We start from the raw sequence: 21530 nt of genomic DNA, 5'->3' as shown, positions 1-21530 counted from the left end.
ACAGGGCCAGAAGCAGTATGGCCCCTTGGCAATCGCGAATGAATTCGCTCCTACAGTCTCTTTAAGCACTTGCTTTGCCCATCCAATCCATCCTCACGACATCCTCAGGGGGTAATAATGCTCACCCTCTTCTGTTTTTCCGCATAACGCCGCCGCAGTTCGGCACCGAGCGCACGCTTGGCGTCGGCCTCGCCATGGACGAGGCGTATCTCGTCCGGCCACTCGCGCATCCGGGTGATGAAACTCACCAGTCCCTGCCGATCGGCATGGGCCGAATAGCCGCCCAGGGTGGCGACCCCGGCTCTGATCTCGAGGCGCTCGCCGTCCAGGTCCACGTAACCGCCCCGTGGCCCATATTTCTGGATAGCATGCCCGGGCGTGCCCATGGCCTGGTAGCCGACGAAGAGTATATTGTGCCGACGATCTCCCAGCATGGCTTTCAGGTAGTTGACGATGCGCCCGCTGGTGCACATGCCGCTGCCGGCGATGACGATGGCCGGGCGGGCGGTGCTAGCCAGATGCTCGACCATGCGCAGGTGATCGGCGTGATTTTCCACCGTGATCAATTGCTCGAAGCCCAGCGGCTGTCGCCCCGACCTGGCCCGCTTGGTGGCCTCCCGGTCCCAGAAGGGTTGCAGCTCGCGATAGGCCTGGGTGAAACGGCTGGCGAGGGGGGAGTCGAGAATGATGGGAAGCTGCGGCCAGTCGGCGTGGCTGGATGACCGGACATCCGCCTCCCTTGCTGCCGGACGGGATCGAGTCTTGCGATAAATGATCTCTTCCAGCTCGTACAACAGCTCCTGCGTTCGCCCGATGCTGAAGGCCGGAATCAGTACACTGCCCCGGTCGGCCAGCGCCTGTTCGATCATCGTTTCGAGACGTTGCCGACGGCTGCGGCGATCTTCGTGCAAACGGTCGCCGTAGGTGCTCTCGATGACCAGGGTATCGGCCCGGTAAGGCGGCCGCGGCGCCGGCAGCAACGGCGCATGGGGGGCTCCCAGGTCGCCGGAGAAGAGGATGCGGCGCTTGCGGCCAATGGCTTTGTAAGTCAGGTCGATCTCCACGTAGGCCGAGCCGAGGATGTGACCAGCCCGCTGCAGGCGAATCCTGCAGAGCAGCGTCGATGTATCCGCCAGGGTGAACCAGTGCTTGTAGGGCAAGGCGATCGACCGCTGCCCGATCAATTCGAGATAACGCTCCACCTGTCGCTGGTCGCTACTTACGCCCAGCTTGAAGGCATCTTCCAGAACGATGGGCAGCAGCCTGGCCGAAGGCTCGCTGCAGAGGATCGGCCCCTTGAAGCCAGCCGCCAGCAGATAGGGAATCCGTCCGACATGATCGACGTGCACATGGGTCGCTATCAGTGCCTTGACGGTATCCAGCGCAAAGTCGATGGCCAGGCTGCCGGCTCCGGCCCGACCTTCGGCGGAGGTTTCCGCCCCCTGGAACAGGCCGCAGTCGATCAGCAGGCTGTGCTGCGCATCCATCAGCAACTGATGGCAGGAACCAGTGACGCCCTGGGTGGCGCCGTGGTGAAGAATTTCCGGGTATGACACTGCTCGCTCCTTCAGCTCGACACTTCCATTTGCCACGCCATGCCCGACATCCTGCCGAGCAGGCTGCTCTGGCCAAAGCACCGGAACGCCAGCCCAGGCTCATCTCTCGCCAGGGCTGCCAGAACGGCGAACCCTTCAGAGTCCGGATAACGGAAACCGAACCATCGAAACCGGCGACTTCAGAAAGAGTCGGATAGCCTGAAGACAGATGGCACAATGAAATCGAAGGAGCGAATTGTGCAGCACAAAAAGAAGATTGCAAGCCTTGACAGGGCACACGGCGATCGGCCAGGGGGGACAGGAGCCCCTATACCGGAAGGACATCGCGGCTCCTGCCATCCTGCTTTAAAAGGGAGATATCCCGGCTAGTCCGCAGTCGGCTGCTCCGTCAACCGGGCCAGCTCTTTCTGGCACTCCACCAGTTGGCGTTGACGGGAGGCCAGTTGCATTCTCAGACGGCCGTAGAACAGCATTCCCAGCAGCGGCGAGGCCAGCAGCCCCAACAGCAGGGCGGCGGAAACGAAGACGGCCATCGGCAGTTGTGGCGTAGTCCAGCCGAAGAGCACCAGCGTCGCGACCTGGCGGTTTTCCAGTACGAACACCAGCGTGGCGGCGGCTACCAGCAGCAGGATCAATCCCAGCAAGATTCGTTTCAAGTGACGCATGAGGCAGTTCTCTCGTGATGACTACACTTTCGTTCGCTCTATCCGGACAACCTGTCGCACCAGGGTGATGCGACGATCCGCTGTGCGGACGAACCAATTCCGAAGTCGCTCAGTGTACCGTCCCGGCATTCGAGCATGACATAGTCATTTCATTCATTGACGCGATCGCGTAGCTCCTTGCCGGGTTTGAAATGCGGCACGAACTTGCCATCGAGGCGAACGGTCTGTCCGGTTTTCGGATTGCGGCCGACGCGTGGCGCCCGATAGTGCAGCGAGAAACTGCCGAAACCGCGGATTTCAATGCGATCCCCGGTGGCCAGAGCCTGCGACATTTGCTCCAGCATGGTCTTGATGGCCAGTTCCACATCCTTTGCGGACAACTGCCCCTGCTGAGTGACGATGCGCTCGATCAACTCCGACTTGGTCATGGTTTTCCCTTCGTTTTCAAGCGGCTAGATCAAAATAGTGCTTGGGTTTTAGCATGCTGAACAGAGTTTGAACAGCCCGGAGCACAACCCGGCAATGACGGGCACGCGGAAAGAAAGGAATCAGGACGATAGCCCCTTTCGGGACCTTGCCCAGGAAAAGGAGGTCGATAGCACCTTGGCGGGGGCGAATTCGGTTCTGGTTTGCGCTCCACCGCGGATAAATCCGCTTCCGCAGACTGGAGGCTCCAGCCATCCTTGCGACCCACAACGAAAAAGGGCGACCGAAGTCGCCCTTTTCATTCAACGCACCACCGAACTCAGCTCTGGTTGCCCATCTGAGCACGGATCAGGTCGCCGATGGTGGTCGGGCCGGGCGCCTCGGTTTCCTGCTTGCGCAGTTCCTTGATGGCGTCCTTCTCGTCGTCCACGTCCTTGGCCTTGATCGACAGGCTGATGACACGGCTCTTGCGATCGATGCTGATGATCTTGGCTTCGACCTCGTCGCCTTCCTTCAGCACGTTGCGGGCATCTTCGACGCGATCGCGGCTGATTTCGGACGCCTTCAGCACAGCTTCGATATCGTTGCCCAGGTCGACGATCGCGCCCTTGGCATCGACTTCCTTCACGGTGCCGTGCACGATGCTGCCCTTCTCGTTGAGGGAGGCGTAGCTGGAGAACGGATCGTCCGCCAGTTGCTTGACGCCCAGCGAGATGCGCTCGCGCTCCGGATCGACGGAGAGGATGACGGTTTCCAGTTCATCGCCCTTCTTGAAGCGGCGCACGGCTTCCTCGCCCTGCTCGTTCCAAGAGATGTCGGACAGGTGGACCAGACCGTCGATGCCGCCTTCCAGGCCGATGAAGATGCCGAAATCGGTGATCGACTTGATGGTACCGGTGATGCGGTCGCCCTTGTTGTAACGGCTGGAGAAGTCTTCCCAAGGATTGGACTTGCACTGCTTGATGCCCAGGGAGATGCGGCGACGCTCTTCGTCGATGTCCAGCACCATGACTTCCACTTCGTCGCCGACCTGAACGACCTTGGACGGGTGGATGTTCTTGTTGGTCCAGTCCATCTCGGAAACGTGCACCAGGCCTTCCACGCCCTCTTCCAGCTCGGCGAAGCAGCCGTAGTCGGTGAGGTTGGTAACACGAGCCATGACGCGGGTGCCTTCCGGATAGCGGGCCTTGATGGCGACCCATGGATCCTCGCCCAGTTGCTTCAGGCCCAGGGAGACGCGATTGCGCTCGCGATCGAACTTGAGCACCTTGACGTCGATTTCGTCGCCGACGTTGACGATCTCGGACGGATGCTTGATGCGCTTCCAGGCCATGTCGGTGATGTGCAGCAGGCCGTCCACGCCGCCCAGATCGACGAACGCGCCGTAGTCGGTGAGGTTCTTGACGATACCCTTGACCTGCTGGCCTTCCTGCAGGGACTCCAGCAGGGCCTCGCGCTCGGCGCTGTTCTCGGCTTCCAGGACGCTGCGGCGGGACACGACCACGTTGTTGCGCTTCTGGTCGAGCTTGATGACCTTGAACTCGAGCTCTTTACCTTCCAGGTGGGTGGTGTCGCGCACCGGACGGACGTCGACCAGGGAACCCGGCAGGAACGCACGGATACCGTTGATGTCGACGGTGAAGCCACCCTTGACCTTGCCGTTGATGATGCCCTTGACGACTTCGTCGGCAGCGAAGGCAGCTTCCAGAACCAGCCAGGACTCGGCACGCTTGGCTTTCTCGCGGGACAGCTTGGTTTCACCGAAGCCGTCTTCCACTGCATCCAGCGCGACGTGAACCTCGTCACCCACCTTGATGGTCAGTTCGCCTTGCTCGTTGTAGAACTGTTCGACCGGGATGACGCCCTCGGACTTCAGGCCGGCATGCACGGTAACCCAGTCACCGTCGATGTCGACCACAATGCCGGTGATGATGGCACCGGGCTGCATGTCGAGGGATTTCAGGCTTTCTTCAAAAAGTTCTGCAAAGCTTTCGCTCATGTTGATTCCTGTCGATTGAGGCGGGAGGAAACCCGCCCATCTCCACATTCCAGACAATGTGGGTTCGTTTCTTTAAAAAGTCCGCAGTACAAGGCCTGGTTCTCTGCGGCCCTTGTGTATCATCCGGCGAGATCTCGCGCGGCGATTTCGCTCATGATGCGCTCCACCACCTGCTCGATCGTGAGCTCCGTGGAATCCAGCTGGATCGCGTCCGGCGCGGCCTTGAGCGGGGCGACGGCACGCTGGCTGTCGCGCTCGTCGCGCTTGCTTATCTCGCCCAGTAGACTAGACAGATTAGCATCGACACCACTCTCCTTCAACTGCTGGTAGCGGCGGCGCGCCCGCTCCTCGGCTCTCGCGGTGAGAAAGACCTTCAGCGGGGCATCTGGAAAGACCACGGTGCCCATGTCCCGGCCATCGGCCACCAGGCCCGGCGGCTCGAGGAAGGCATGCTGGCGCTGCAGCAGGGCTTCGCGCACCGCCGGCAGCGAGGCGACCTGGGAAGCCCCGGCGCCGACCTGCTCGTTGCGGATGGCATCGGTGACGTCCTCGCCCTCGAGGATGATCTGCTGCGGGTGCAGGTCCGTGGAGGTGACGAACTGCACGTCCAGATGAGCGGCCAGCACCTTGAGCGCTTCTTCGTTGGTCAGATCCACACCATGATTGCGCGCGGCGAAGGCGAGCAGACGGTACAGGGCCCCCGAGTCGAGCAGGTTCCAGCCGAGTCTCTTGGCGAGCAGGCCGGCCACGGTCCCCTTGCCGGAGCCGCTGGGGCCGTCGATGGTGATCACGACCGGACGAACGCTCATGACACCCCCTCCTCGTCCACGCGAATGCCGACATGCTTGGCCAGGGCGATGAAATTCGGGAAGGAGGTGGCCACGTTGGCGCAGTCATGGATGCGGATCGGCGCGCTGGCACGCAGCGAGGCGATGCTGAAGGACATGGCGATGCGGTGGTCTCCGTGGCTGTATATCTCCCCCCCGCCGATCGGGCCGCCCTCGATGGCGATGCCGTCCGGGGTCGGCTCGGCCTTGACGCCGAGTGCCCGCAAACCGTCGGCCATCACCTGGATGCGGTCGGACTCCTTGACCCGCAGCTCCTCGGCGCCACGCAGCACGGTGCGTCCCTCGGCGCAGGCCGCGGCGACGAACAGCACGGGGAACTCGTCGATCGCCAGCGGCACCAGGTCCAGGGGGATCTCGATGCCCTGCAGGCGCGCGGAGCGCACGCGGATGTCGGCGACCGGCTCGCCCCCCACCTCGCGCGGGTTCTCCAGCGTGATGTCGGCCCCCATCAGCTTGAGGATCTCGATCGACCCGGTGCGGGTCGGGTTGATGCCGACGTGCTCGAGCAGCAGTTCGGAGTCTTCGGCGATGGTTGCGGCCACCAGGAAGAACGTCGCCGAGGAGATGTCCGCCGGCACCTCGATCTGGGTCGCCTGCAGTTTGTGGCCGGACTCGACGGTGACCTTGCTGCCCTCGACCTTCACCGGGTAACCGAAACCGCGCAGCATGCGCTCGGTGTGGTCGCGGGTCGGCGCCGGCTCGCTGACCGAGGTTTCGCCGCCGGCATAGAGGCCGGCGAGCAGCAGGCAGGACTTCACCTGCGCGCTGGCCATGGGCATCTGGTAATGCATGCCGGTGAGCCTGCGCCCGCCTTTGATGGTCAGCGGCGGACGCCCTTCCGGCCCGGCTTCGATCTCCGCCCCCATCTCGCGCAGGGGTTTGGCCACACGGTTCATCGGCCGCTTGGAGAGCGAGGCGTCGCCGGTCAGCACGGTGTCGAACGGCTGGGCCGCGAGCAGGCCCGACAGCAGGCGCATGGAGGTGCCCGAGTTGCCCAGGTACAGCGGCCCCGGCGGTGCCTTCAGGCCATGCAGGCCGACACCATGGACGGTCACCCGGCCATGGTGAGGCCCTTCGATGACCACCCCCATGTCGCGGAACGCCTGGATGGTGGCGAGAGCATCCTCACCCTCTAGAAAGCCCTCCACTTCGGTAGTGCCCTCGGCCAGCGAGCCGAGCATGATCGAACGGTGAGAAATGGACTTGTCACCGGGAACACGAATATGTCCGCGGGCATGACCGCCCGGCAGGGCCAGGTAGATCAGGTCGTTATCGTGCATGGCATCCACATAGGCCCGACGGGCCAGTATCTTGCTGAAATGCTCACGGGCAACGCGGGCGCGGGTGAATACGCCCAGCAACTGATGCCCGTCCCCTGCGTCGACCGCGGCGCGCAGGGCGTCGAGATCGCTGCGAAAGACATCGAGAGTGCGCAATACCGCCTCGCGGTTGGCGAGGAAGATATCGCGCCACATCACCGGATCGCTGCCGGCGATCCGTGTGAAATCGCGAAAGCCGCCGGCGGCATAGCGAAAGATTTCCAGGTTTTCGTTGCGCTTGGCCAGCGAGTCCACGAGGCCGAAGGCCAGCAGATGCGGCAGATGGCTGGTGGCGGCGAGCACCTCGTCGTGGCGCTCGACGGCCATGCGCTCGACCACCGCCCCAAGCCCCCGCCAGAGTCCGTCGACCAGCGCCAGTGCCTGGGGCTCGCTCTCCTGCACCGGTGTCAGGATGACCTTGTGATGGAGGAACAGTTCGCTGTCGGCCGCCGCCACGCCGCTGCGCTCGGAGCCGGCGATCGGATGGCCCGGCACGAAGTTCAAGGGCCGGCCGGCGAAGGCCCGCCGCGCCGCCTGCAGCACATATCCCTTGGAGCTGCCGACATCGGTGATGACGGCGTCGCCCAGAGCGAGCCCGGCGAGTACGCCGAGCAGCTTCTCCATGGCCAGGATGGGGACGGCGAGCTGGATCACCTGCGCGCCCCGGCAGGCGACGGCGAGGTCCTCCTCGCAACGGTCGACCACACCCTGGGCCACGGCCAGTTCGCGGGTATGCGGGTCCAGATCCACGCCGACGACCTCGCGACACAAGCCACGCTCGCGGACCCCCTTGGCGAAGGAGCCGCCGATCAGCCCCAGTCCCACCACGACCAGGCGGCCGACCCCGGGCTCTTTCCGCTGCGTCGCGGCGGCAGTCGGGAATGCATGCTCAGACACTGGCGAGAACCTTCTGCAGCGCCGCCAGGAAGCGGGCGTTCTCTTCCGGCAGACCGATGGATACCCGCAGGAAGGTCGGCATGCCATAACCGGCCACTGGACGCACTATGACCCCTTCGCGCAGCAATGCCGCGTTGATCGGCGCGGCATCGCGGCCGAAATCGACGGCGATGAAGTTGCCCTTGCTGGGAATCCAGGACAGGTCGAGCCCGCTCAGCCCGGCCTCCAGTTGAGCCATGCCCGCATCGTTGATGCGCCGGCCTTCGGCCAGGTACGCGGCATCCTCCAGCGCGGCGCAGGCGGCGGCCAGGGCCAGGCTGTTGACGTTGAACGGCTGGCGCACGCGGTTCAGCACGGCCGCCACCTCGGGCGCGGATACGGCGTAACCGACGCGCAGGGCGGCCAGGCCATAGGCCTTGGAGAAGGTGCGCGAAACCAGCAGGTTCGGATAACGGGCCAGATAGCGGAGCCCGTCGGGCAGATCGTCGCCCGACGCGTACTCGATGTAGGCCTCGTCGAGAACTACCAGCACCTGCGCCGGCACCCGGGCGAGGAAGCGCTCCAAAGCATCCGGACCGAACCAGGTGCCGGTCGGGTTGTTGGGATTGGCGAGGAACACCACGCGGGTATCGGTGTCGATGGCGGCCAGCATCGCCTCCAGGTCATGACCGTAGTCCTTCGCCGGCACCGCCCGCCCCTCGGCGCCCACCGCCTGGGTGGAGATCGGGTAGACGGCGAAGGCGTGCTCGCTGAACACCGCGTTGAATCCGGGCGCCAGCCAGGCGCGGGCGACCAGATCGAGAATGTCGTTGGAGCCGTTACCCAGGGTGATCTGCGCGGTCGCCACGCCGCAGCGCTCGGCCAGCCTGGCCTTGAGCAGGTAGCCGCTGCCGTCGGGATAGCGGGTCAGTTCCGCCAGTTCGCCGCGGAGCGCCTCCAGCACCCTGGGGCTCGGACCGAGCGGGTTCTCGTTGCTGGCCAGCTTGACGATGCCGGCCGGATCGAGATCCAGCTCGCGCGCCAGTTCATCCACCGGCTTGCCCGGCACGTAGGGAAACAGCTTCTGCACGCCCGGCACGGCCAGGGCGAGGAAATCACAGGTCATGAATCAAGCCTCGAGCATGAAACCGCGAACTGCGTGGCCGGCCGGACAGCGGTACGCCGATGGCCGGTTCCCGGGCGCGCGCGGCGGCCGCAATCACAGTACTGCCTTGGGATAGGAACCGAGCACCTTGAGCGCCACGACCTCCTGGCTGAGCCGCTCCAGCACGCTCTTGACCAGCGGGTCGTGGCGGTGACCGACGAAGTCGATGAAGAACACGTAGGTCCATTTGCCGCTGCGCGAAGGACGGGTCTCGATGCGGGTCAGGTCGATACCGTTCTCGTGGAAGGGCATCAGGAGCGCATGCAGGGCCCCGGGCTTGTTGTTCATCGAGACGATGATCGAGGTCTTGTCGTCACCGATCGGCGGCACTTCCTGGTTGCCGATGATCAGAAAGCGCGTGGAATTGTCCGGACGATCCTCGATCTTTTCGGCGAGCTTGGTCAGGCCGTAGAGCTGGGCCGCCATGTCGCCGGCGATAGCCGCGCTGTTCCATTCGCTCTTCACCCGGCGGGCCGCGTCGGCGTTGCTCGACAGCGCCACGCGCTCGACGCTCGGGTAGTGCGCATCCAGCCACTTGCGGCATTGCGCCAGCGACTGGGCATGGGAATAGATGCGCGAAATCTTGTCGGTCCTGGTGTTTTCGCCGACCAGCAGATGATGGTGGATGCGCAGCTCCACCTCGCCGCAGATCACCAGGTCGTGCTCGAGAAAGCTGTCCAGGGTGTGGTTGACCGCCCCCTCGGTGGAATTCTCCACCGGCACCACACCGAAGTTGACCGCGCCGGCGGCGACCTCGCGGAACACCTCGTCGATCGCCGCCATGGGCAGGCTGATCACCGCATGGCCGAAGTGCTTGAGCGCGGCGGCCTGGGTGAAGGTGCCTTCCGGACCGAGGTAGGCGACCTTGAGCGGGTGTTCCAGGGCCAGACAGGAGGACATGATCTCGCGGAACAGCCGGGCGACCTCCTCGTTGCCCAGCGGCCCCTTGTTGATTTCCATGATGTGCCTGAGCACCCAGGCCTCGCGTTCGGGCCGGTAGAACACCGGCGACTCGCCGGGCTTGAGCGAGGCCATCTTCACCCGCGCCACTTCCTCGGCGCAGCGCGCACGCTCGCTGATCAGCTCGAGGATCTTCTCGTCGAGGCTGTCGATGCGTACGCGCAGAGCCTTGAGCTGATCCTGGTCGCTCATCAACCGTGCTCCTTCTCGAATTCGGCCATGTAGGCCACCAGAGCTTCCACCGCGTCCAGGCCGACCGCGTTGTAGATCGAGGCGCGCATGCCGCCGACCGAGCGATGCCCCTTGAGGTTGAGCAAGCCGCGCTCCTCGGCGCCGGCGAGGAAGGGCTTGTCCAGCTTCTCGTCGGCCAGGCGGAACGGCACGTTCATCCAGGAGCGGGCGTCGACGGCGATCGGGTTGGTGTAGAACCCGCTGCCATCGATGAAACCATAGAGCAGATCCTTCTTGGCACGGTTGCGCTGCGCCATGGCCTCGACGCCGCCCTGCTCCTTCAGCCATTCGAAGACCAGCCCGGACAGGTACCAGGAGAAGGTCGCCGGGGTGTTGTACATGGAGCCGTTGTCGGCGGCGACCTTGTAGTCGAGCATGGTCGGGCAGACGCTGCGCGCGCGGCCGAGCAGGTCTTCGCGCACGATCACCACCACCAGGCCGCTGGGACCGATGTTCTTCTGCGCGCCGGCGTAGATCAGGCCGAACCGCGACACATCGATCGGCCGGGACAGGATGTCCGAGGACATGTCCACCACCAGCGGCACCTCGCCGGTCTCCGGCACCCAGTCGAACTGCAGGCCGCCGATGGTCTCGTTGCTGGCGTAGTGCAGGTAGGCGGCGTCCTTCGACAGCCGCCACTCGTTCTGCCCGGGAAGGGCGAAGTAGTCGTAGGCCTTGGCGCTGGCGGCGACGTTGACGGTGCCGAAGCGGCGCGCCTCCTCCATGGACTTGCGCGACCAGATGCCGGTGTCGACGTAGTCGGCGACGCCACCCTCGGGCAACAGGTTCAGCGGAATCTCGGCGAACTGCTGGCTGGCGCCGCCCTGCAGGAACAGCACCTTGTAGTTCGACGGGATACCCAGCAGATCGCGCAGATCCTGCTCGGCCTTGGCAGCGATGGCCACGTACTCGTCGCTGCGATGGCTCATCTCCATCACCGACAGGCCCTTGCCCTGCCAGTCGAGAAATTCGGCCTGGGCGCGCTCGAGCACCGCGGTGGGAAGCGCGGCCGGGCCGGCGCAGAAGTTAAAGGCTCGCTTGCTCACGTCTGTCTCTCTCGTTCACCGATGGCCGCCACCCAAGGGCTCCGGCCTACTGTCTATACCGTTGGGCGGTCCGCGCCGCTCAATCCTCGCCACCTTCCGCCACGCCCGCCGGAGTCGTCTCCTCGTCGTCGAATAGCTCGTCGCCGTTGTCCGAAGGCTCCTGCACCCGCTCCAGGCCGACCAGCGTCTCGTCCCTGGCCAACTTGATCAGCATCACGCCCTGGGTGTTGCGCCCCAGCGAGGAAACCTCGTCGACGCGGGTGCGCACCAGGGTGCCCTGGTCGGAGATCAGCATGATCTCCTCGCCCTCCCGCACCTGCACCGCGCCGATCAGCGCGCCGTTGCGTTCGTTGGTGACCATGGCGATCACCCCCTGGCCGCCGCGGCCGCGGCGCGGGAACTTGCTCAGCGGGGTGCGCTTGCCGTAGCCGCGCTCGGAAGCGGTGAGGATCTGCGCGCCCGATTCGGGGATCAGCATGGAAATCAGCCGCTGGCCCTTGCCGAGCTTCATGCCGCGCACACCACGGGCATTGCGGCCCATGGTGCGCACCACGCGCTCGGCGAAACGGATCACCTTGCCGGCGTCGGAGAACAGCATGACCTCCTTGGCGCCGTCGGTGGTGGCGGCGGCGATCAGGGTATCGCCCTCGACGAGATCCAGGGCGATCAGGCCGGCCTTGCGCGGACGGCTGAACTGCACCAGCGGCACCTTCTTCACGGTGCCGAAGGCGGTGGCCATGAAGATGTAGGCGCCGGTGGGCTCGGCGACCAGCTCGGCGGTCTCGCCCTCGACCTCCTCGGTCTCGGCGGTCTCGACCACCTCGCCTTCGAGCAGCGCGCCCTCGGCCTCGTCCAGCTCGTCGTCGGCGCCATTCTGCTGCTGCAGCGCTTCCAGGTCGACCTGCAGCATGGCGGTGATGCCCTCGCCCTCGTCCAGCGGCAACAGGTTGACCAGCGGCCGTCCGCGGGAGGTGCGCGACGCCTCGGGAATCTCGTAGGTCTTCAGCCAGTAGACCTTGCCCTTGCTGGAGAACAGCAGCAGGGTGGTATGGCTGTTGGCGACCAGCAGGTGCTCGACGTAATCCTCGTCCTTGACCCCGGTGGCCGCCTTGCCTTTGCCGCCGCGGCGCTGGGCCTGGTAGGCGGCCAGCGGCTGGCTCTTCGCGTAGCCGCCGTGGGAGATGGTCACCACGCGCTCTTCCTCGGTGATCAGGTCGGCGATGGTCAGATCCACCTGGGAGGCGACGATCTCGGTGCGCCGCGCATCGCCGAACTCGGCCTTGATCTTCTCCAGCTCCTCGCGGATGACCTCCAACAGCCGCTCGGGGCTGGTGAGGATGCGGATCAGTTCGCCGATCTGGCCGAGGATTTCCTGGTATTCGGCGAGCAGCTTCTCGTGCTCCAGGCCGGTCAGGCGGTGCAGACGCAGGTCGAGGATGGCCTGCGCCTGCTCCGGCGACAGGTAATACTTGCCGTCGCGCAGGCCGTATTGCGGACCCAGCTCCTCCGGACGGCAGGCATCGGCGCCGGCGCGCTCGACCATGGCCTCCACCGCGCTGGAGGCCCAGGCGGTGGCGATCAGACGCTCCTTGGCCTCGGCCGGAGTCGGCGATGCCTTGATCAGTTCGATCACCGGGTCGATGTTGGACAGCGCGACCGCCTGGCCTTCGAGGATGTGGCCGCGCTCGCGGGCCTTGCGCAGCTCGTAGACGGTCCGCCGGGTCACCACCTCACGGCGGTGGCGGACGAACACCTCGAGCATGTCCTTGAGGTTGAGCAGCCGCGGCTGACCGTCGACCAGGGCCACCACGTTGATGCCGAACACGCTCTGCAGTTGGGTCTGGGCATAGAGGTTGTTGAGCACCACCTCGGGCACCTCGCCGCGACGCAGCTCGATTACCACGCGCATGCCGTCCTTGTCGGACTCGTCGCGCAGTTCGGTGATGCCCTCGATCTTCTTCTCCTTCACCAGTTCGGCGATCTTCTCGATCAGCCGCGCCTTGTTGAGCTGGTAGGGCAGCTCGGTGACGACGATCTGCTGGCGGCCACCGACCTTGTCGATATCCTCGATCTCGGCGCGGGCACGGATGTAGATGCGCCCGCGGCCGGTGCGGTAGGCCTCGATGATGCCGGCGCGGCCGTTGATGATCCCCGCCGTGGGGAAATCCGGACCGGGGATGTACTGCATCAGTTGGTCGATGGTCAGTTCGGGATCGTCGATCAGCGCCAGGCAGCCGTCGATCACCTCGGTGAGGTTGTGCGGTGGGATATTGGTGGCCATGCCCACGGCGATGCCCGACGAGCCGTTGACCAGCAGGTTGGGAATCCTGGTCGGCATCACCGCCGGGATCTGCTCGGTGCCGTCGTAGTTGGGCACCCAGTCGACGGTTTCCTTGTCCAGATCGGCGAGCAGTTCATGGGCCAGCTTGGCCATGCGCACTTCGGTGTAACGCATGGCCGCGGCGTTGTCGCCGTCCACCGAGCCGAAGTTGCCCTGGCCGTCGACCAGCAGGTAGCGCAGGGAGAACGGCTGGGCCATGCGCACGATGGTGTCGTACACCGCAGTGTCGCCGTGCGGGTGGTACTTACCGATGACGTCGCCGACCACGCGGGCGGATTTCTTGTACGGCTTGTTCCAGTCGTTGCCCAGCTCGCTCATGGCGAACAGCACGCGGCGATGCACCGGCTTCAGCCCATCGCGCGCATCCGGCAGGGCACGTCCGACGATCACGCTCATAGCGTAGTCGAGGTAGGACTGTTTCAGCTCGTCTTCGATATTGACCGGGAGGATTTCTTTGGCCAGTTCGCCCATGGAAGCCGGGTTCCTTTTACGTCAGCAGTGTCCTGCGTTTAAGCGCGGAATGGTAACACAGGGGAGCCACCGCCGGCTGCACGCCGTACGCGGCGAGCGGAGGCCGGAACGCCGCGCCGGCCCGCCCCTGCCGAGGCCTGCTCAGTGCAGCCGCTTGCGGCTCATCAGCTCGGCCATCTTGGCCGCGTTCGGCCGCTCGACCACGCCCCGCTCGGTGACGATGGCATCGATCAGGTCGGCCGGCGTGACGTCGAACACCGGGTTGACCGCCTCCACCGAGGCAGCCACGCGCTTGCCGCCGATCTCCAGCAGCTCGCGCCCGTCACGCTCTTCGATGGGGATATCCTCGCCGCTGTGCAGCGACATGTCGATGGTGGAACTGGGCGCCACGACCATGAAGCGCACTCCATGGTGCATGGCCACCACCGCCAGTTGATAGGTGCCGATCTTGTTGGCCACATCGCCCTCGGCGGTGATCCGGTCGGCGCCGACGATCACCCAGGTGATGCCCTTGGTCTTCATCAGGTGGGCGGCCGCGCCATCCGCATTCAGGCTCACGGGAATCCCCTCCTCGGCCAGCTCCCAGGCGGTCAGGCGTGCGCCCTGCAACCAGGGCCGGGTCTCGTCGGCATAGACCCGGTCGACCAGACCTTCCAACCAGGCCGCGCGAATCACGCCGAGGGCGGTGCCGAAGCCGCCGGTGGCCAGCGCGCCGGTATTGCAGTGGGTCAGTAGCGCCTGGGGACTGCCGCTGTGCTTGCGGATCAGTTCGAGGCCGAGCTGGGCCATGGTCAGGTTGGCCTCGCGATCGCTCTCGTGGATGCCCACAGCCTCGGCCTCCAGCGCGACCAGCGCGTCCTCGCCGTCCTTCAAGCGCGCCAGGCGCTCGCGCATCCGGTCCAGCGCCCAGAACAGATTGACCGCGGTCGGCCGCGATTCGGCCAGCACCCGGAAATCCTCCTCCAGCGCCGCCCGCCAGTCGCCGCCGGCCGCCAGCCGCCGGCGGGCGCCCAGCAGCACGCCATAGGCGGCGCTGATGCCGATCGCCGGAGCGCCGCGCACCACCATGTCGCGGATCGCCCCGGCCACGCCCGACGCGCTATCGTAGGAGAGCCAGCGCTCTTCCTGGGGCAGCAGGCGCTGGTCGAGCAGATGCAAAGTGCCATCCCGCCATTCGATGGCCTTGATTTTTTCCGCAGCCAGCAATCGCTCGCGCATGGGACACCTCGCAGTTCAGGAAACGAAAAGGGGCGGATTATAGCGAGCGGAACGAAAGGGTGCTCGACCAGGGCCTGTCGAGGCAGGGCAATCGCATGAAGCGCTCGCCTGATATCGGACTGGAAAGATTGTGTGCCTGGTCCGTTCCGGCGTGGTCTCCAGATCCGGTGCATCGGCTGCTTGCCGAGGGGCCGGACAGTCCCTGTTTCGGCCCCCCGGCCGAGTCACTTTCTCTTTGCTCGCGCGAAAGAGAAAGTAACCAAAGAGAAAGCGCGCCCGATCATTCGGCCCCGGCTGCGCCGGGGTTCCCTCGCTCCGGCGCCGCTCCGGGGGCACGTCGCGAAGGGACGTCCCTGTCCCTTCGCGACTCGCTCGGCGTCCTGCCTCGCGTCCCCCTCCGCGACACCTGCGCTCGGCCTCCTGAACGGGAGTCGGTTCCGAGCTGCCTGAAAGCGCTTTTGCTCTTCCTGTGGCACGGCCTGTCAGGCCGCGCCGGATGCCCCCTTCAGGAGGCCGAGCGGAGTCGTCGCGCAAGGGGATGAGCCGCAGGGATGCGGCGAAAGGCCCGAGGGCCATGGATGGCCTTTCGGGACGTGCCCCTGGAGCGACGACGCAGGGAGGGAACCCGGAGCGAAGCGCAGGGCCGGATGAGGGGGTGGCCTTCTTTTGGGTTACTTTTTCTTGGCCAGATGTACGGACCGGAGACATGGTGGACACATGTGCGGGGACATGGTTGACGGATTATGCGTCAGTTTTGGCTAACTCCCGCAGGTCAATCTGCACCAGCTTGTGATGGACGAAGTACACGTCGTATAAGCCGTCGGTATCGCCGCTCGGACGGATGGCCACCGGCTGGTCGCGCAGTGGATTGGAGAGTTTGTAGCTGCGTCCTTTGAACCTGATCGCCCCAAGCGCCTTCACTGTCACCACGGTATCGTCCGGCCCGTATTCAATGGTGGGCAGTTGTACAGGATAAGTCCGTGGGCTGACTCGGTAGCGTGTGACAGGCGTGACCATCCGAAGGGCTTCGTGGGGTCGCTGGTGGTTGTAGACCACACGCCAGTTGTCGAAGGCTTCCTGGGCCTGGTGCAGGGTGTGGAAGCTGCGGCCATTGAGGACTTCGGCCTTGAGTGAGCGGTGAAAGCGTTCATCCTTGCCGTTGGTTTGCGGGTGACGAGGACGGCTGAAGCTCAGGCGGATGCCCAACCGGATCAGCCAGATGGCAAGTTCGGTCAATTGCCCCGGTTGGCGCGAGGCACCCCAAGGGGCGCCGTTGTCCGTGTTGATCCGTACCGGCAAGCCATAGCGCTCGAAGATGCCGATCAGTTCACCCTGCACGGTGCCATGGCGCTGACAGGCGCAGGCCCGCAGGCCCAGGTTGAAACGCGAGTGGTCGTCCAGCACGGTCAGTGGATGACAGGGGCCTTCGGATGTCTGGAAATACCCTTTGAAATCCATTTGCCACAGATCGTTGGGTGCCGCGTGCTCGAAGCGTTTCCAGGGCACGGCCGCTTCTGAGGCCAGGGGATCGATCAGTCCGTGACGGTGCAGGATAGAGGTGATGGTGCTTGGCGCCAAGGCTGGATGCCCCAGGTCTTGCAAGCGCCGACTCAGCTTACGTCCACCCCAGCACGGATGGGCCTGGCGCAGCTCCACCACCCGGGCTTCCAGACTGGGCGATGTCAGGTGTGGGCTGGTCTTGGGGCGCCTGGAAAGGTCGGCCAGGCCGGCACGCCCTTGCTGTTCATATCGGACCAGCCACTTGTACGCAGTCTGCGGGCTGATCCCGAAGCGTCGGCACAACTCACGGCGGTTGCTGCCTTCCTGCTGGGCCAGCAGGACAAATTCTTCTCGTAGGTTCATGGTGTCTTGAATGTTCCAGGGCATGGTCGTTGGCTCGGCAGGTCACTGCCGAAAGTGTCAACCATGTCCCCGCACACCTGTCACCTAGGTCTCCGGTCTGTACAGCCAGACAAGAAAAAGTGACTCGGCCGGGGGGCCGAAACAGGGAGTGTCGGAGCACTCGGCAAGCAGCCATGCCAAGGCTCACACAATCTTTCTTTCCAGTCCGGTATGGAGCGGGCATTTCATGCGATTGCCCTGCCTGTCGAGGTTTCGGCGCGGCAACGCGGCTCACTTGACCTCCTCCCCGGCCTGAAGGCCGGAGATTCCTACGGCGCTCAAGCGCGGCATCGAGCCATTCCTGAGTCGCTTCGGTGGGTTCCTGCTGCTGGCGGCCTTACCACACCGCTCACTTCACAGGCGAACCGGGCGTGTCCCGCCCTTGACACATTGATCGCGCCGACCACATCGGCGTTTTCCTCGAAACCACACTCCACGCACTCGAACCGGGCCTGGCTCTGCCGGTTGTCCGCCGACACATGCCCGCAGCACGGGCAGGTGCGGCTGGTGTTCCGTGGCGGCACGGCAACGAGCCAGCCGCCGTTCCACGCCAGCTTGTAGTCCAGTTGACGGCGGAACTCGAACCAGCCCTGGTCGAGGATGGATTTGTTCAGGCCGGACTTGGCCCGAACGTTTCTGCCCGGTACTTCGGTTGTGCCTGCCGCCGACCTGGACAGGTTCCGCACCGGCAAGTCCTCGATACACACCATCGCGTGGTTTTGGCTGATCGTGGTCGAGATCTTGTGCAGGTAGTCGCGGCGGGCATGGCCGATCCGGGAATGGATACGCTGGACGCGGGCTTTCGCCTTCTTCCAGTTGTTGCTGAATCGGGTTTTGCGGCTCATCGCCCGCTGCGCCTTGCGCAGTCGTTTCTCATGCCGCTTGAAGCTGTTGAGCGGTGCGTAGAACGTGCCGTCCGAGAGCGTGGCGAAGCGGGTTATGCCCATGTCGATACCGACAGCCGCTCCGTCGGGAAGGGGTTGCTCGACCTCGCGCGCGGTCTGGATGCTCACGTACCACTTGCCGCACGACTGGCTGACGGTGACGTTCTTCACCATGCCGAGCGCTTCCCGGCTGTTGCGGTAGCGCAGCCAGCCGAGTTTCGGCAGGAAGATTCGGCTGTTGGCCCGATCGAGCTTGATCTGCTTCGGGTCGGGGTAGCGGAGGCTGTCGCGCTGGCCCTTCTTCTTGAAACGCGGAAAGTCGGCCCGCTGGGCGAAGAAGTTGGCGTAGGCCCGCTCCAGGTCCTTGAGTGCCTGTTGCAGCGGATGAACCGGCGCATTCGCCAGCCAGGCCGTCTCCGGATCATGCCGCCATTCCGTGAGCCGCTTGCATAGACCGGCATAGCCGAGCCTCGATTCGCCCTGTTCGTAGCGTTCCTTTTGCCACGCCAATGCCTTGTTGAACACGAACCGGCACGAGCCAGCGAAGCGGCGCATCTGGCGCTGCTGTTCGCCGGTTGGCATCAATTCGAATTTGAAGGCTTGAAGTCGAAGCATGGAAAGGACTGTCTATCCGTACAGGCGCGAGTATAGGGCCGCTCCGCGCCCCGCGCTATCCTTCTCCGGCCTGAAGGCCGAGGCTTGCCGCGCACTGGGTCAAAACCTCAACAGACCCTATACTACTGCGCCCTTCCTGTACCAATCGACAAGGATCCCGCCATGTCTGACGCCACCGCTCCGCTCGACCTCCTGCTCCTGCCGACCTGGCTGGTGCCGGTCGAGCCCGCCGGTGTCGTGCTGCACGATCATGCCCTGGGCATCCGCGACGGCCGCATCGCCCTGCTCGCCCCCCGCGACGCCGCGCTGCGCCATGCCGCCCGGGAAACCCGCGAACTGCCCGGCATGCTCCTCGCCCCCAGCCTGGTGAACGCTCACGGCCATGCCGCGATGACCCTGTTCCGCGGCCTGGCCGATGACCTGCCGCTGATGACTTGGCTGGAAAAGCACATCTGGCCGGCCGAGGCTCGCTGGGTATGCGAGGAATTCGTCCGCGACGGCACCGAACTGGCTATCGCCGAGCAGCTCAAGGGCGGCATCGGCTGCTTTTCCGACATGTACTTCCATCCGGAAATCGCCAGCGACCCCATCCACCAGAGCGGTATCCGCGCGCAACTGTGCATCCCGGTGCTGGACTTCCCGACTCCTGGCGCCCGCGATGCCGGCGAGGCGCTGCGCAAGGGCGTCGAGCTGCTCGAGGATCTCCGCCATCACCCGCGGATCCACGTCGCCTTCGGCCCCCACGCCCCCTATTCGGTGGGCGACGAAACCCTGGAGAGGATACGGGTGCTCGCCGAGGAGCTGGATGCGCTAATCCAAATGCACGTGCACGAAACCTCCCACGAGATCGCCCGCGCCCTGGAACGCGACGGCGTGCGGCCGCTGGCCCGCCTGGCGCGCTGCGGCCTGCTCGGCCCGCGCTTCCAGGCGGTGCACATGACCCAGCTCGACGACCAGGACCTGGCCCTGCTGGTGGAGAGCAACAGCAGCGTGATCCACTGCCCCGAGTCCAATCTCAAGCTGGCCAGCGGCTTCTGCCCGGTGGAGCGTCTCTGGCAGGCCGGCGTGAACGTGGCCGTCGGCACCGACGGCGCGGCGAGCAACAACGATCTCGATCTGCTCGGCGAAACCCGCACCGCGGCTCTGCTGGCCAAGGCGGTGGCCGGCTCGGCCACCGCCTTGGACGCCCACCGCGCGCTGCGCATGGCCACCCTGAACGGTGCCCGCGCCCTGGGGCTGGAGACCGAGACCGGTTCCCTGGAGCCCGGCAAGGCTGCCGACATGGTCGCTTTCGACCTCTCCGGACTGGCCCAGCAGCCGGTCTACGACCCGGTCTCGCAACTGATCTACGCCAGCGGCCGGGACTGCGTGCGGCACCTCTGGGTCGGTGGCCGGCAATTGCTGGACAACGGCCAGTTGACCCGCCTGGACGAGGAGCGCCTGAAGGACAAGGCTCGCGAATGGAGCCGGCGCATCGGAGCCTCGGACGGCGCCCGCTGACCGCTCCGCGACAAACCGACACAGGGCACGGCCTCCACGCCCCCGATAAAGCTGGCACCATGGACCGCGCCGAGTTACCGCCCGACAACCACGGAATCACTGATGAGCAACGTCGACCACGCCGAAATCGCCAAATTCGAAGCCCTGGCTCACCGCTGGTGGGATCGCGAGAGCGAGTTCAAGCCGCTGCACGAGATCAATCCGCTGCGGGTCAACTGGATCGAGGAGCACGTGCGCCTGGCCGGCAAGAAAGTGCTCGACGTCGGCTGCGGCGGCGGCATCCTCAGCGAAGCGATGGCCCTGCGCGGCGCCGCGGTGACCGCCATCGACATGGGCGAGGCGCCGCTCGCCGTGGCCCGCCTGCATCAACTGGAGTCCGGCGTCGAGGTCGATTACCGGCAGAGCACGGTCGAAGCGCTGGCGGCGGAAATGCCCGGCCGGTTCGACGTGGTCACCTGCCTGGAGATGCTCGAACACGTGCCCGACCCGGCTTCGGTGATCCACGCCTGCCACACCCTGGTCAAGCCCGGCGGCCAGGTGTTCTTCTCCACCATCAACCGCAATCCCAAGGCCTACCTGCTGGCGATCATCGGCGCCGAATACCTGCTCAAGCTGTTGCCGCGCGGCACCCACGATTTCAGGAAATTCATCCGCCCCTCGGAACTGGGCGCCTGGTGCCGCGCCAGCGGTCTGGCGATCGGCGACATCGTCGGCCTGACCTACAACCCGCTGACCCGCCACTACAAGCTGGGCACGGACGTCGACGTCAACTACATGATCCAGACCTGGCGCGAGGAGTGATCCCGTCATGACGCTACGCGCGGTCCTCTTCGACATGGACGGTACCCTGCTCGACACGGCGCCGGATTTCATCGCCATCATCCAGGCCATGCGCGCCGACCGTGGCCTGCCGCCGGCCGACGAGCGCGCCATCCGCCAGGTCGTCTCCGGCGGGGCCCGGGCGATGATCGTCGCGGCCTTCGCCGTGGAGCCTTCCAGCGCCGGGTTCGAGGCCCTGCGCCTGGAGTTCCTCGATCGCTACCAGGAGCACTGCGCGGTGTTCACCCGCCCCTACGAGGGCATGCAGGAACTGCTGGCCGACCTCGAACGGGCCCGGCTGCAGTGGGGTGTGGTGACCAACAAGCCGCTGCGCTTCGCCGAGCCGATCATGCGGCGCCTGGGGCTGGCCGAGCGCTCGGCCGTGCTGATCTGTCCGGACCACGTGAAGAACAGCAAACCCGACCCGGAACCCATGGTCCTCGCCTGCAGCCGGCTCGGCCTGGCTCCGGCCAGCGTCCTGTTCGTCGGCGACGACCTGCGCGACATCGAGTCGGGCCGCGCCGCCGGCACCCGCACCGCCGCGGTGCGCTACGGTTACATCCATCCGGACGACAATCCCGGCCACTGGGGGGCCGACGTGGTGGTGGATCATCCGCTCGACCTGCGCCGGGTTCTCGACCAGGCGCTCTGTTCGTGCTGAGACGCCGCTCCGCGGGCCGCACCGAGCG

Annotated in this window: 16 protein-coding genes; 3 read left to right on the top strand and 13 right to left on the bottom strand. The window is 65.3% G+C overall.

Annotation, left to right across the window (positions count from 1 at the left end):
* Positions 1-104: 104 nt before the first annotated feature.
* From AVCA_RS07250 to AVCA_RS07190, 13 genes are all read right to left on the bottom strand, one after another.
* The gene (locus tag AVCA_RS07250) at positions 105-1556 is read right to left on the bottom strand and encodes an MBL fold metallo-hydrolase RNA specificity domain-containing protein (protein WP_236616356.1); all 1452 of its coding nucleotides are present in this window, start codon (positions 1554-1556) and stop codon (positions 105-107) included.
* 365 nt (positions 1557-1921) lie between these two features.
* On the bottom strand, positions 1922-2221 hold the full coding sequence (locus AVCA_RS07245) for a lipopolysaccharide assembly protein LapA domain-containing protein (protein ID WP_012700219.1): 300 nt from the start codon (positions 2219-2221) through the stop codon (positions 1922-1924).
* A 149-nt stretch (positions 2222-2370) separates the two neighbouring features.
* Positions 2371-2649: an integration host factor subunit beta gene (ihfB, locus tag AVCA_RS07240; RefSeq protein WP_012700218.1), complete on the bottom strand. Its 279-nt coding sequence runs from the start codon at positions 2647-2649 to the stop codon at positions 2371-2373.
* Between the two features lie 317 nt (positions 2650-2966).
* Complete coding sequence (rpsA, locus tag AVCA_RS07235) at positions 2967-4646, bottom strand: 30S ribosomal protein S1 (RefSeq protein ID WP_012700217.1); 1680 nt, start codon at positions 4644-4646, stop codon at positions 2967-2969.
* Positions 4647-4765: 119 nt separating this feature from the next.
* Positions 4766-5455, bottom strand: a complete 690-nt coding sequence (cmk, locus tag AVCA_RS07230) for a (d)CMP kinase (RefSeq protein WP_012700216.1) — start codon at positions 5453-5455, stop codon at positions 4766-4768.
* Positions 5452-7710: a bifunctional prephenate dehydrogenase/3-phosphoshikimate 1-carboxyvinyltransferase gene (locus tag AVCA_RS07225; RefSeq protein ID WP_012700215.1), complete on the bottom strand. Its 2259-nt coding sequence runs from the start codon at positions 7708-7710 to the stop codon at positions 5452-5454. Before AVCA_RS07225 ends, cmk begins: the two co-directional genes overlap by 4 nt.
* The gene (hisC, locus tag AVCA_RS07220; protein WP_012700214.1) at positions 7703-8815 is read right to left on the bottom strand and encodes a histidinol-phosphate transaminase; all 1113 of its coding nucleotides are present in this window, start codon (positions 8813-8815) and stop codon (positions 7703-7705) included. The genes AVCA_RS07225 and hisC overlap by 8 nt, the downstream gene beginning before the upstream one ends.
* Before the next feature lie 93 nt (positions 8816-8908).
* Positions 8909-10006 carry a prephenate dehydratase gene (gene pheA / locus AVCA_RS07215; RefSeq protein WP_012700213.1) on the bottom strand — a complete coding sequence of 366 codons (1098 nt, stop codon included), beginning with the start codon at positions 10004-10006 and terminating at the stop codon, positions 8909-8911.
* On the bottom strand, positions 10006-11091 hold the full coding sequence (gene serC / locus AVCA_RS07210) for a 3-phosphoserine/phosphohydroxythreonine transaminase (protein WP_012700212.1): 1086 nt from the start codon (positions 11089-11091) through the stop codon (positions 10006-10008). Before serC ends, pheA begins: the two co-directional genes overlap by 1 nt.
* Positions 11092-11170: 79 nt before the next feature.
* Positions 11171-13903 (bottom strand): DNA gyrase subunit A, encoded by a 2733-nt coding sequence (gene gyrA / locus AVCA_RS07205; RefSeq protein ID WP_012700211.1) that lies wholly within the window; start codon positions 13901-13903, stop codon positions 11171-11173.
* Between the two features lie 141 nt (positions 13904-14044).
* Positions 14045-15121, bottom strand: a complete 1077-nt coding sequence (gene mtnA, locus AVCA_RS07200) for an S-methyl-5-thioribose-1-phosphate isomerase (RefSeq protein WP_012700210.1) — start codon at positions 15119-15121, stop codon at positions 14045-14047.
* 741 nt (positions 15122-15862) lie between these two features.
* Positions 15863-17008, bottom strand: coding sequence for an IS481-like element ISAzvi11 family transposase (locus AVCA_RS07195; RefSeq protein WP_012699782.1), 1146 nt, complete (start codon positions 17006-17008; stop codon positions 15863-15865).
* Between the two features lie 293 nt (positions 17009-17301).
* Positions 17302-18522, bottom strand: coding sequence for an RNA-guided endonuclease InsQ/TnpB family protein (locus AVCA_RS07190; RefSeq protein WP_012700209.1), 1221 nt, complete (start codon positions 18520-18522; stop codon positions 17302-17304).
* A 162-nt stretch (positions 18523-18684) separates the two neighbouring features.
* On the opposite strand from AVCA_RS07190, the gene AVCA_RS07185 reads away from it, so the two are divergent.
* The 3 genes from AVCA_RS07185 (at position 18685) to mupP (ending at position 21502) form a co-directional block, all read left to right on the top strand.
* Positions 18685-20022 (top strand): TRZ/ATZ family hydrolase, encoded by a 1338-nt coding sequence (locus AVCA_RS07185; RefSeq protein ID WP_012700208.1) that lies wholly within the window; start codon positions 18685-18687, stop codon positions 20020-20022.
* 102 nt (positions 20023-20124) lie between these two features.
* Positions 20125-20823: a bifunctional 2-polyprenyl-6-hydroxyphenol methylase/3-demethylubiquinol 3-O-methyltransferase UbiG gene (ubiG, locus tag AVCA_RS07180; protein WP_012700207.1), complete on the top strand. Its 699-nt coding sequence runs from the start codon at positions 20125-20127 to the stop codon at positions 20821-20823.
* Between the two features lie 7 nt (positions 20824-20830).
* Positions 20831-21502 (top strand): N-acetylmuramic acid 6-phosphate phosphatase MupP, encoded by a 672-nt coding sequence (gene mupP, locus AVCA_RS07175; RefSeq protein WP_012700206.1) that lies wholly within the window; start codon positions 20831-20833, stop codon positions 21500-21502.
* Positions 21503-21530 lie beyond the last annotated feature (28 nt).

It is taken from the genome of Azotobacter vinelandii CA (assembly GCF_000380335.1).
GTDB lineage: Bacteria > Pseudomonadota > Gammaproteobacteria > Pseudomonadales > Pseudomonadaceae > Azotobacter > Azotobacter vinelandii.
This window is presented reverse-complemented; position numbering and strand designations above follow the sequence as displayed.